Genomic DNA, 12,382 nt, shown 5'->3' with positions numbered 1-12,382 from the left:
GGGAGTAACGGGTTCGGTTGATGGGGAGAAAAGTCCGATTACCAACGTAAATAACAGGTTAATCAGCATATATTTTAACAGTGAAATAGCCAAATAAAATACAAGTAAAAGCGCTCAGAAATTTAAGCGCTTTTATGCATAATACTCTACTTTCCTTATTGAACTAAAGCACCCGTTCAACAAGGTTTTAGTATTTTTTTAAGTACAATAGGACCCGATTTCTTTGTCGTTGTATTGACAGCTCGAACTTTAATACGAGTAGGTCGCATTATAGGCGAAACTTCATCCAAATTCCCAACCCAAGTAGTTTCTCCATATTTAGTTATAGGGGACAATGAGAAAATCCAACTTATTTCCTTTGGAATATATGCTAATACTTCATAACCATCATAATCCCCAAAACTTGATGGTTTTGGTAAATGAAGTGCATGAACACTTAGACTTGTTCGTTCATCAGTAAACTTTCTTTCAATAGTATAAATCAGTGCTACTCATCTGGCATTTTTAGGTACGTTTTTTGTTGGTTTAAGTATTGCTGAACAAGGTGGCAACTCTTCAATTTTATTCTCAGGGTGTGTTTGTGAAGGTAGAATAACTAAAACGGTAATTAGACTAAGAGGCATTTTTTTTATTTCTGATTCTCCTTAGATTTGTTTAGTATCATTAAAAAACTTTAAGTGAAGTTCATGCCAGTGGTAAAAAGATAACCCTGAGGTTCAATTATCACTATCAAACTACTAACAACTACAACTAAAGACTGGTATTTAGTTGTAGTTGTTAATCCTTTAAGCCTCTTTGTTTTTTTTAATAGTGTAGTAAAATAATACAGTAAACTATTTGATTACAATACTAATATATTAAGGGGATGGAGAAATGAAATTGCTTAAGAGAAAATTTTTACTTACAGGTACTGCCGCACTAATGATGTTTAGCTTATCTTTAGCGCCAGTCAATTTGACAAAGGACAGCAATGGTATTCAGTTAGTTACCAGTAAAGCTGAAGCTTCAAGTTGGATTTACGTCGATACCAAAAAAAGAAGCACAAAAGCTAATGACATATTAGCTAAAGGCGGAATTGCAGCACTAGGTTCATTATTGGCTATTCCACTTCCGTACACTGCACCTCTCTCTGCATTCGCAACAGTAATTATAAGTGAGAATATGAAAACGGCTTACTTTATTGATAAACGATCTATGCGTATGGCTGGTCACGTTTTCCAAGTTAAACACGAAATTCAAATGTATAGTGATTCAAGTTATAAAAAGAAAAAAGGTAAGCCAATTACCATCATACATAACGATATCGGTGGTCCTAAATAAACAAAGCGATGGAAAAAAGAGGGGGCAGAAAACGCCCCCTCTCCTATCCAAACCGGCTGCCGCAAACATCACACGTTTCGACTCCTAAAATCCTTCCGCTGTTGCTTCAGCCTTGCCTTTCGTCTATAAAAATCCTCTAAACGTTGATATAACAAAAACAGGGACACCAATTCATATGCGAATTATGTCCCCAATCAGTATGTTATTTACTATTTTCTCCCAGTGTTCCGAACCCGTTAACAGGGCAGTGTGGCTTTCTTTTTGTCTCAAGTTGATAGATCGTGCTAATTATCGTTCTTTGCTTAACTCATCATGGATGAGATTCATATTGTAGTTCAAGTATTTTATATACGTATCGATTGCGTCACCAGGGTTACCAATTTCGTCAGAGTAGATGGGCTTTTCAGCAATTGGAACACCAGTCTCTGCAGAAACAGTTTCCATCGGGCGTGTATCTACGTTAGATTCCACGAATAATACAGGCACGTTATGTTCTTGGATATAGTGAATGAGCTGTTTGATTTGTTTAGGAGAACCATTCTCTTCCGTATCGATTTCCCAGATAAACGCTTCTTTTAAGCCATAGTGGTCACTCAAGTATTGGAAAGCACGTTCACTTGTTACGAGCACACGATTTTCTTCAGGTATCGTAGAAATGCGCTCCGCAAATTCATCATCTAATTCTTGTAGACGTTGTACGTACGCATCGCCTAGCTCTCGAATTTTTTCACTTTCTGTTGGGTGTCTTTCAATCAATGCGTCACGCATAGCTTCTGCCATTTTCACACCAACAGCTGGATCGATAAACGCGTGTGGGTTGATTTCCTCGTCAGTGCCGCCTTTTCCACCGATATACTTAGGTTCTACTTCCTCGGTTAAGCTATAGATGTTTTCGTCTTTCTGACCAACGGAATCCATCATTTTGAAGAACCAGCCTTTTTTTCCGCCTTCAAGATTTAAACCGTTGTAGAATAATACGTCTGCATCTGTTGCGGCTTTAATATCATTTGGCAAAGGCTCATATTCATGAGGGTCCGTTCCAGTTGGTACTAAGTTATATACCTCCACGTAGTCCCCGCCGATTTCGCGTGCCATATCCGCAATGATGGTAAATGATGTAACGACTTTAAGCTTGTCGTCTGTTTCCGCTGCTTTGTCACCAGCGTTCGTACCTTTTTCATTACCACATGCTGCTAACAGAAATACAGCGAGCAATGACAGTGTTAGCCATTTTGCTAAGTTTTTCATGTATTACATTCTACTCCTTTATGAATACTAAATTTTTTTCTGTCGGGGCGGTTAGACGCTTAGTTGGTTGCGCCTGTAATCGATTTACGTTTAAACTTCTTGCGGAACATACCAACGACAATTCCTTGTTTAGGTGAGAATAAAAATGCCAACATGAAGATGGCTGTCGCTGTCAAGGCAATCACGGGCCCGGATGGCATATTGTACAAAAAGCTGAAATACAGTCCAGTGATGGATGACAGGGCACCGAAAAATGCTGCCAATACGACCATGACCGATAGTCGATTGGTTAACAGATACGCTGTAGAAGCTGGTGTAATCAATAAAGATACAACGAGGATCACTCCGACAGTCTGTAGGGAAGCGACTGTAACCAGTGTGAGTAAAAACATAATCGCGTAGTGAATCAAACGTGTTTTTAAACCGTAAGCCGCAGCCATCGTCTCGTCGAAACTAGAAACGAGTAGTTCTTTAAAGAATAGAACGACTACTAAAATCACAATGGCACCGACGATCAATGTCAGCCACATATCGGAACTGCGAACAGACAACACGTTACCGAATAAAATCTGCGTCAAGTCTGTCGCACTTTTAGCTTGTGTGATTAAAATAATCCCAAGAGCGAAAAACGCTGAAAAGACAATGCCAATCGAAGAGTCATTCTTGATTCGACTATTTTGGGATATGGCACCGATACTGAATGCTGTTAGAACACCCGTAAACACTGCGCCGTAGAAATAATTAATTCCAAGCATATAAGAAATGGCTACACCCGGTAGAACTGCGTGGGATATCGCATCGCCCATCAATGCCATGCCCCGAAGGACAATGAAACTACCGATAATCCCACAAATGATGCCAACCATGATCGATGTAATCAATGCTTTTTGTAAGAAGCCGTACGTCATTAAGTCTTGAATAAACTCCATTACACAGAAACCTCCAAGCCGTCGATCATAAATTCACGGTTGTATGCTTTCGCCATATTGCTTGATTGAAATACCTTATTCGTTGGACCTGCATCAATTAACTCTTTGTTAATAAGAATTAGCCCATCAAAATATTTCTTCACTTTTGACAAGTCGTGGTGAACAACGAAAATCACTTTGCCATTCGCTTGCATTTCACGCAAAATCCCAATAATGATTTCTTCACTGGATACGTCAATCCCTACGAAAGGTTCATCAAGAAAGAAATAATCCGCCTTTTGGGCTAGTGCACGTGCAAGGAACACTCGCTGTTGCTGCCCGCCTGATAATTCACCAATTTGGCGATTGGCAAAGCTCTCCATTCCTACTTGCCTTAAACACTCCATTGCCCATTCTTTATCCGCTTTACGTGGACGTCTTAGCAAGCCGATTTTTGGATAGGTTCCAAGCAAAACTGTATCTTTTACAACGATAGGGAAGTTCCAGTCAATATTGGAACGCTGGGGAACATAGGCAATTTGCTTACGCATGGAATCCACCGTCTCGCTACCGATCTTTACATCTCCATGATCTTTATGGATTAAGCCAAGCATCGCTTTCATCAATGTGGATTTACCCGCACCATTCGGGCCAAGAACACCAATCAAACTTCCAGATCCAAATGAAAATGAAACGTCTTTTACGACTTCATGGCCGTCATAGGAAACACTTATATTATTGACTGTTATCGGATGTATCATCCAGTTTCCTCCTCTTTTCTTTCCCTAGTGCAACTTTCAGATAAAAGGAATACAACTTTTATTTTAGTTAAGAAGCATTATAGTTTTTTTATAGGTAATAATATAAAACAATAGTTTCCCTTATGCAACTCTAATGCATGATTGGTACTATATTGTTTCCTTCGTGCAACTTTTATTAGTATAGCCTACTCAAAATTGTCTGTAAAGTAGTTTAGAAAAATATTCTTGCCAATTTTATCTAAAAGCACAAATGATTGAATAGATGCATCATATTGTATGTAGTTTATGCTTATACATAGGAAGTAAACGGGACATAGACCCAACCAGTAACTTTTAAAATATCGCAACAGGAAGTTTGGTGAGTGAAAGAAGTAGGGTAAGTACATACTAATGAAATGATGAGAGGAGTAGTGATGTATGAAGAAACTAGCTGGCCCGCTTATAGCCATTATAGTGTTAGTAGTCATCGCAGCGATTATGATCGTTCCTTCTTACAACAAGTTAGTAAACTTGGAAGAAGACGTCGACCAGTCGTATGCACAAATTGAAACGCAATTACAACGTAGAGTAGATTTAATCCCGAACTTAGTGAATACGGTGAAAGGATATGCCTCACATGAAAAAGAGGTGCTCGAGAACATTGCGAACGCACGTAGTAAAATGGCCGGCGCAAAAGGTCCTGAAGAACAAGCAGCAGCAGATTCAGAACTATCGAGCGCATTAAGTCGTTTATTAGTAGTAGTAGAAAATTATCCAGATTTAAAAGCGAACCAAAACTTCCAACAGCTAATGGATGAATTAGCAGGTACGGAAAATCGTATTGCAGTGGCACGTAAAGATTATAACGACGTCGTGTCGGTCTTCAATAGAACCGTTAAACGATTCCCGGGTAAAATCGTGGCTTCGATCTTTGGATTCGATGAAAAAGAATACTTCAAAGCGGTCGAAGGGGCGCAACAACCGCCATCAGTCGATTTTGGGGATGACGTGAAGTGATGAACCGCGTCTGCATGTTCCTAGTAGCGCTACTAGTGGCCCTTACTGGTACTACGACGGTTCATGCGATTACAGAAGTAGTAGTCGACGATGCGAATATTTTATCACCCGCTCAAGAAGCGGAAATAGAAGAGTATGGCATTCGCTTGCAAGCGGCTACGAAAGCAGAACTTGCTGTTCGTACAGTGTATTCCCTAGAAGGTGAATCTGTTGAGGATTATGCCCTACGCTTGCTTCGTGAATTGCAATTAGGCGATAAAGAAATGGACAATGGCGCATTACTTGTCGTTTCCACAGAAAAAAATGAAGCGGCAGGTATTGAGCGCAAGTTTTATTTAACGACGGGCTACGGTTTGGAAGGAGCACTTCCTGACGGCAAAGTAGGACGTTATATTGATGAACTCGCGATGCCCTATCTACGGCAAGAGCAACCAGACCTTGCGATTATGGAAGCGTACAAAGCGTTCTATAATGAAATAGCGGCGGAATACGGGCTCGAAGGCGATGAGTTGCCAGTCGTATACCCCGAACAAGGTGAAGAAGACGTGGGCATTCCATCATTTGTTATAGTGATCATCGTTCTCTACATTATCTTCCGCGTCTTTTTCGGCGGTGGAGGAAGAGGCAGTGGCGGCGGTCCACGTGGTCGATCTAGCGGCGGCCCGATATTCTTCCCTGGCCCCGGCGGTGGTGGTGGCTTCGGAGGTGGAAGTGGCGGCGGAGGCTTTGGTGGCTTCGGCGGCGGTGGTTCCGGTGGTGGTGGTGGAGCAGGCCGAAGTTGGTAATAGCTTGCTTCGCAGGAAGTGACGATAACTCGATTCGTGAGTGATCGTCACTTTTTTATGCCCGCAGCCTGCACCGCTCAATGTAGCACGCTATCCGCTCTATGCGTAGTGTTACCCGCTCAATGAAGCCTTGCATCCGCTCTATGTCCGAGGCCTGACACCTTATATACCCACATTCTATCGCCGCGCCATCCCACCCAACCCAGCCACCACCCCAAAAAAGTCAAATACCTAGAAAAATAACCAGTTTCATGTAATCATAAATAAAAACGAGGTGACGGACATATGAAAATTCAATTCTACACGAAACCTAATTGTGGGCTGTGCGATGAAGCGGAACGAATGCTTCGTTTGGTCGCAGAAGATCATTCACTCGAGTGGCAGACGATTAATATAGAGGAAGATGACGAAATTCATGAGAAATATATGTTGATGATTCCAGTTGTTGAGCACGAGGGACAAGTGGTGGCCTATGGAAATATCGGCTATATCGATATTTTGGAATTAATTGAATAATGTAAACGCTTTCTTGTTGTGTTTAATTTCTGAATATGCTATACTTCATGTATAGTATTTTTTTACACTAGGTGGGACGTTAGTGATTCAGAGGGATCAAATACAACCCACTTGAAAAGAGTGATGTGAGTGAACTTATCATTTTACGAAGCGCAACTCGCACTTATACCTGAACTTCCACTGTTGATCGAGCAACGTTATCATATGTTGAAACTAATCAAAGCGTCGGGACCCGTTGGCAGAAGAACGCTTAGCTCCGTCTCTGGTATTTCGGAGAGGGAAACGCGCACGATGCTCGATTTATTGAAAGAACAAGAATTGGTGCATATTGCGAAAGAAGGCGTTTCGACTACGGAAAAAGGTATAGAAGTGCTCTTTGCATTGCATGATACGATGGAGGAAAGATCAGGTAGACGGCAACTTGCGAATGAGTTGGCGGAGCGCCTTGGCATTCTAAAAGTACATGTAGTGGAAGGAGATTCCGATGATTCGCCTTTGACGAAAAAGCTGCTCGGTATGCAAGCGGCGAAACAATTCCGCTCGCGTATCAAAGGTGATGAAATTGTCGCAGTAACTGGTGGCAGTTCAGTAGCCGCGATTCCTTCGTTTATGCAGCAAGACGAGTTGCCGGATGTGCAATTTCTCGCAGCAAGAGGTGGCGTGGGAGAAGAAATCGGGTTACAGGCGAATATGATTGCTGCTTCATTTGCAGAAACGTGTCATGCAACATATAAAGCGTTTTATTATCCAGATACTCTTAGTGAAGAAGCACATGCTGTATTCCAGCATGAGCCTGCTGCGAAAGAGATGCTGGAGTTATATAGTCGCACCGACTGCGTGATCCATGGTGTCGGGAATGCGACGAAAATGGCTGTATTGCGAAATTCTCCTGAAGAGGAACAGCAGATTCTACGGGATCGACAGGCTAAGGGAGAAGCATTCGGCTTTTACTTTAATCAGCAAGGTGAAATTGTTCATCGTATTCGTACAGTTGGGATTCAGATGGAGCAATTGCAAGACGTACCGCTCGTGCTCACAGTAGCCGGCGGGGCAAGTAAAGCGGAAGCACTGCTGTCGTATTTAGCGAGTGCACCGTCCCAAACCATTTTAGTGACAGACGAAGGCGCAGCACAAAATATGCTGTCGCTGATGTGAACCGCAGATACACTGCCTAGAAGGCGAAAAGATTATAACTACTTTAATGGAGGCGATTTAGTATGACAGTGAAAATAGCGATTAACGGATTTGGACGAATTGGCCGATTGGTGCTTCGAGAAGCATTTGCAACTGAGGATATGGAAGTAGTGGCAATCAATGATTTGACGGACGCAGCCATGTTGGCTCATTTATTGAAATATGATTCAGTACACGGTATTTTCGATGCAGACGTGCAATCAGATGAATCTTCCATTCGTGTAAATGACAAAAAGATTAGTGTATTTGCAGAAAAAGATCCTGCGAACCTACCTTGGAAAGACCTTGGGATAGATATCGTTATCGATTGTACAGGTGTCTTCCGTTCAAAAGAAGGACTGCAAAAACATCTGGATGCAGGTGCAAAGAAAGTCATCTTATCGGCTCCAGCGCAAGGTGAAATGACCACACTTGTGATGGGGGTCAATGAAGGAACGTATGATGCAGCGAACGACCACATCGTATCGAACGCGTCTTGTACGACGAACTGTTTAGCGCCTGTTGTGAAAGTGTTGAACGATTCATTCGGTATTAAGCGCGGTATGATGACGACCATTCACTCGTATACGAACGACCAGAAAATTCTTGATCTTCCACACTCCGACTACCGACGTGCGCGTGCGGCTGGTGTGTCGATGATTCCGACTTCAACGGGTGCAGCTTCCGCTGTAACGAAAGTAATTCCTGAATTAAAAGGAAAACTAGATGGAATGGCAGTGCGTGTACCGACTCCAAATGTTTCACTTGTTGACTTTGTGACAGAATTAGAAAAAGAAGTAACAGTTGAAGATGTGAATAGTGCATTGAAGAAAGCGTCCGAAGGTGAATTACAAGGACTTCTATATTTCAGTGATTTGCCACTCGTATCTGTTGATTACAATGGAAACACTGCATCTTCCACAGTAGACGGTTTGTCTACCATGGTCATGGAAGGCAATATGGTGAAAGTCATTTCTTGGTACGATAATGAGTCCGGTTACTCCGCTCGTTGTATCGATTTAGCACGATATATGAACGAACAAGGTCTATAAGTAGAGAAAACCATGAATTCTGTTATAAATCGTAGCCATTCCACAACTAACCGATTATAATGAATAAATATGGGTGAGAGGAACGGAGAACCCCGTTCCTCTTTTTGTATTGAAGCCGAGGAGGACTTATTGAATGAACATGAAAAAGACAATCAGAGATATTACATTGGACGGTCAGCGCGTATTTTGTCGCGTGGATTTCAACGTACCGATGGAAGATGGAAAGGTAACGGATGATACGCGCATTCGAGCGGCACTACCAACAATTGAATACATGACAAACGCGGGGGCAAAAGTTATTTTAGCTAGCCACCTAGGACGGCCTAAAGGTGAAGTGCAAGAAGATATGCGTTTGACACCTGCTGGCGATAAATTGTCTGAGCTTCTAGGTAAAACAGTGAAGAAACTCGATTCATCAATCGGTGAAGAAGTGGAGAAAGCGATTGCAGAAATGAAAGATGGCGACGTGATTTTGCTTGAAAACGTTCGCTTTAATCCAGGCGAAGAGAAGAATGATGCTGAACTATCCAAGCAATTTGCAGAACTTGCCGACGTCTTTGTGAATGACGCATTTGGAACAGCGCACCGCGCACATGCTTCTACCGCTGGAATTGCAGAATACATACCTGGCGTTCTTGGCTTCTTACTCGAGAAAGAATTAGATGTTCTCGGAAAAGCATTGTCTCATCCCGATCGTCCTTTCACAGCGATCATAGGTGGCGCGAAAGTAAAAGACAAAATCGGCGTCATTGATAATTTATTGGATAAAGTCGATAACTTATTGATTGGTGGCGGATTGTCGTATACATTCACACGCGCACAAGGTCACGAAACTGGAGATTCACTAGTAGAAGAAGATAAAGTAGAGTTAGCGAAGTCTTTCATTGAAAAGGCGAAGCGAAAGGCAGTCACTCTATACTTGCCGACAGATGCAGTCGTTGCGAATACGTTTGCTGCGGATGCAGAAACTAAAACGGTATCAGTGGATGCCATTACAGAAGGCTGGATGGGTCTTGATATCGGGCCGGAAACTGCAAAGCGTTACGAGCAAGTCATTAAAGACTCACGATTTGTCATTTGGAACGGGCCGATGGGTGTGTTCGAAATGGAACCGTTCGCAAACGGAACGAAAACTGTGGCGGACGCAATGGCGGAAACGTCTGCGTATACGGTAATTGGTGGAGGCGACTCTGCGGCGGCTGTTGAGAAGTTTGAAGTAGCCGACCAAATGGATCACGTATCCACTGGTGGCGGTGCTTCACTCGAATTCATGGAAGGCAAAGAGTTGCCAGGAGTAGCTGTATTACAAGATCGAGAATAAGGAGGAATTCTTTTGCGAAAACGAATCATTGCGGGCAACTGGAAAATGTTTAAATTATCTAGGGAAGCTGCAGAATTTGCGGAACATATTAAAGAACAACTCACGGCGTCAGATCAAGTCGAAGCAGTCATCTGCCCACCGGCATTGTATCTGAACGATTTACTACAACGTTTTGAAACGACTGCGATCAAAGTAGGCGCTCAAACGATGCATGATACAGACGAAGGGGCATTCACTGGCGAAATTAGCCCGGCCATGCTTGAAGACTTAGGGGTACAGTATGTCATTCTTGGACATTCTGAACGTCGTCAATACTTCAATGAAACGGACGATACAGTGAATAAAAAAGTACTCGCAGCGTTCAACCATCAACTAGTTCCAATCATCTGTGTAGGAGAAACATTGGAACAGCGCGAAGCACTTGAAACGGTTTCGATCGTCTCAGCGCAAGTGGAAAAAGCGTTATTCGGTGTCACAGCGGAACAAGCGAAACAGTCCGTCATTGCGTACGAACCTATCTGGGCGATCGGCACAGGTAAAACAGCAACGGCTGATGATGCCAATGAAGTATGTGCAGCGATCCGTCATAAGATCGAAACACTCTACTCAGCAGACGTGTCCAATGCAGTACGTATTCAATATGGCGGTAGTGTAAAACCAGAAAATATCGCTGAATTACTTAGCAAAGATCATATCGACGGTGCATTAGTCGGAGGAGCAAGTCTTGATCCGAACGCATTTGTTAAATTAGTGGAGGCTGGGACTCATGGCGAATAAACCGGTCGCGTTAATTATCTTGGACGGTTTCGGCTTACGCAATGAAACGTACGGCAATGCGGTAGCGCACGCCAACATTCCAAACTTTGATTTGCTGTGGGAGAACTACCCCCACGCTACATTGACGGCATGTGGTGAGGCAGTAGGGTTACCAGAAGGACAAATGGGGAACTCTGAAGTGGGGCACTTGAACATTGGTGCTGGCCGTATTGTCTACCAAAGTTTAACGCGCATCAATAAGTCGATTCGTGAAGGCGAGTTCTTTGCCAACGCGGCATTGCTTGAAACGATGGAGCATGTCAAAACGAAGGGCTCTGCGCTTCACGTAATGGGCCTATTGTCTGACGGTGGCGTTCATAGTCATTATGAGCATTTATTCGCTTTATTGAAAATGGCGAAAGAACACGGTGTAGAACGCGTCTACTTGCATGCATTCCTCGATGGACGTGACGTGGGACCAACAACGGCACTTCCGTATATTAAACGTACAGAAGATGTAATGGAAGAAGTCGGTGTCGGCCAGATTGCGACGGTGTCTGGCAGATATTTTGCGATGGACCGCGACAAGCGCTGGGAACGCGTGCAAAAAACGTATGACGCGATGGTATATGGTATCGGACCACATTGCGCTTCAGCAGAAGAAGGAATCCGTGCTTCGTATGCCGAAGAAATACATGATGAGTTTGTCGAGCCATTTGTCATTCAACAAGACGGCAAACCAGTGGCGACGATTGAGAATGGAGATGCGGTCATCTTCTTCAATTTCCGTCCAGACCGTGCAATTCAATTGTCACGTGCTATAACGCAACCTGACTTTGATGGCTTTGATCGAGGCGTGAAAAAATTTACGGACTTACATTTTGTCGGCTTTACGCATTATAATGATGATGTAGTAGCGGACATCGTATTCCATAATGTCAATTTAACCAAAACAATTGGTGAAGTGCTTGAAGATCAAGGCAAGCGTCAGTTGCGAATTGCGGAAACGGAAAAGTATCCACATGTGACGTTCTTTATGAGTGGCGGACGCGAAGAGAAGTTTGAAGGGGAAACTCGAATTCTTATCAATTCGCCAAAAGTCGCAACGTATGATTTGAAACCGGAAATGAGCGCATACGAAGTGACGGATGCGTTAGTTGCCGAAATCGAAGCGGAACGACAAGATGCTATTATCCTAAACTTCGCGAATCCGGATATGGTCGGCCATAGCGGAATGCTAGAGCCCACTGTAAAAGCGATTGAAACGGTTGACGCTTGTTTAGGCCGAATCATTGACGCTCTATCGGCAAAAGGCGGATCTGCTATCATCACAGCGGATCACGGCAATGCGGATGAAGTGACGACAATCGGTGGACAACCAATGACAGCGCACACGACAAATCCTGTACCTGTCATTATCACGAATCCGGACGTAGTTCTGCGCACAGACGGGATTCTTGCAGACCTGGCACCAACGATGTTGAAAATGTTAGGAATTCCACAACCGGTTGAAATGACCGGAAAACCATTATTCTAAGGAGAGATT

Annotated in this window: 13 protein-coding genes; 9 read left to right on the top strand and 4 right to left on the bottom strand. The window is 43.2% G+C overall.

Annotated elements, in window-relative coordinates:
- Positions 1–176: 176 nt before the first annotated feature.
- A complete protein-coding gene (locus tag CSV75_RS16780; protein ID WP_483315693.1) occupies positions 177–482 on the bottom strand; it encodes a YoqH family protein in 306 nt (101 codons plus the stop codon).
- Positions 483–873: 391 nt separating this feature from the next.
- On the opposite strand from CSV75_RS16780, the gene CSV75_RS14900 reads away from it, so the two are divergent.
- Positions 874–1,320, top strand: coding sequence for a hypothetical protein (locus CSV75_RS14900; protein ID WP_099630663.1), 447 nt, complete (start codon positions 874–876; stop codon positions 1,318–1,320).
- Between the two features lie 288 nt (positions 1,321–1,608).
- Here CSV75_RS14900 and CSV75_RS14895 read toward each other — a convergent pair whose 3' ends face one another.
- From CSV75_RS14895 to CSV75_RS14885, 3 genes are read right to left on the bottom strand one after another with little or no spacing between them, the layout of a single operon-like run.
- Entirely contained in the window at positions 1,609–2,568 is a 960-nt protein-coding gene (locus CSV75_RS14895; protein WP_099676469.1) for a metal ABC transporter solute-binding protein, Zn/Mn family, read from the bottom strand.
- 59 nt (positions 2,569–2,627) lie between these two features.
- On the bottom strand, positions 2,628–3,497 hold the full coding sequence (locus CSV75_RS14890; protein ID WP_099676468.1) for a metal ABC transporter permease: 870 nt from the start codon (positions 3,495–3,497) through the stop codon (positions 2,628–2,630).
- Positions 3,497–4,237, bottom strand: coding sequence for a metal ABC transporter ATP-binding protein (locus CSV75_RS14885; protein ID WP_099676467.1), 741 nt, complete (start codon positions 4,235–4,237; stop codon positions 3,497–3,499). The genes CSV75_RS14890 and CSV75_RS14885 overlap by 1 nt, the downstream gene beginning before the upstream one ends.
- A 417-nt stretch (positions 4,238–4,654) precedes the next feature.
- Here CSV75_RS14885 and CSV75_RS14880 point away from each other — a divergent pair, with 417 nt between their 5' ends.
- The 8 genes from CSV75_RS14880 to gpmI all read left to right on the top strand — a co-directional run bounded on the left by CSV75_RS14880 (position 4,655) and on the right by gpmI (position 12,373).
- Positions 4,655–5,233 (top strand): LemA family protein, encoded by a 579-nt coding sequence (locus CSV75_RS14880; RefSeq protein ID WP_099676466.1) that lies wholly within the window; start codon positions 4,655–4,657, stop codon positions 5,231–5,233.
- Positions 5,233–6,018 carry a TPM domain-containing protein gene (locus CSV75_RS14875; RefSeq protein ID WP_099676465.1) on the top strand — a complete coding sequence of 262 codons (786 nt, stop codon included), beginning with the start codon at positions 5,233–5,235 and terminating at the stop codon, positions 6,016–6,018. The genes CSV75_RS14880 and CSV75_RS14875 overlap by 1 nt, the downstream gene beginning before the upstream one ends.
- Before the next feature lie 285 nt (positions 6,019–6,303).
- A complete protein-coding gene (locus tag CSV75_RS14870; RefSeq protein ID WP_099676464.1) occupies positions 6,304–6,534 on the top strand; it encodes a glutaredoxin family protein in 231 nt (76 codons plus the stop codon).
- 129 nt (positions 6,535–6,663) lie between these two features.
- Complete coding sequence (locus CSV75_RS14865; protein ID WP_099676463.1) at positions 6,664–7,689, top strand: sugar-binding transcriptional regulator; 1,026 nt, start codon at positions 6,664–6,666, stop codon at positions 7,687–7,689.
- Positions 7,690–7,751: 62 nt separating this feature from the next.
- Positions 7,752–8,759 carry a type I glyceraldehyde-3-phosphate dehydrogenase gene (gap, locus tag CSV75_RS14860; RefSeq protein ID WP_099676462.1) on the top strand — a complete coding sequence of 336 codons (1,008 nt, stop codon included), beginning with the start codon at positions 7,752–7,754 and terminating at the stop codon, positions 8,757–8,759.
- A 133-nt stretch (positions 8,760–8,892) separates the two neighbouring features.
- Positions 8,893–10,080 (top strand): phosphoglycerate kinase, encoded by a 1,188-nt coding sequence (locus CSV75_RS14855; protein WP_099676461.1) that lies wholly within the window; start codon positions 8,893–8,895, stop codon positions 10,078–10,080.
- Between the two features lie 12 nt (positions 10,081–10,092).
- Positions 10,093–10,857 (top strand): triose-phosphate isomerase, encoded by a 765-nt coding sequence (gene tpiA / locus CSV75_RS14850; RefSeq protein WP_099676460.1) that lies wholly within the window; start codon positions 10,093–10,095, stop codon positions 10,855–10,857.
- On the top strand, positions 10,847–12,373 hold the full coding sequence (gene gpmI / locus CSV75_RS14845; protein WP_099676459.1) for a 2,3-bisphosphoglycerate-independent phosphoglycerate mutase: 1,527 nt from the start codon (positions 10,847–10,849) through the stop codon (positions 12,371–12,373). Before tpiA ends, gpmI begins: the two co-directional genes overlap by 11 nt.
- Positions 12,374–12,382 lie beyond the last annotated feature (9 nt).

The organism is Sporosarcina sp. P18a, assembly GCF_002743135.1.
Taxonomy (GTDB): domain Bacteria; phylum Bacillota; class Bacilli; order Bacillales_A; family Planococcaceae; genus Sporosarcina.
Note: the sequence above shows the minus strand (reverse complement) of the source record. Positions and strands in the feature narration are given on the sequence as shown.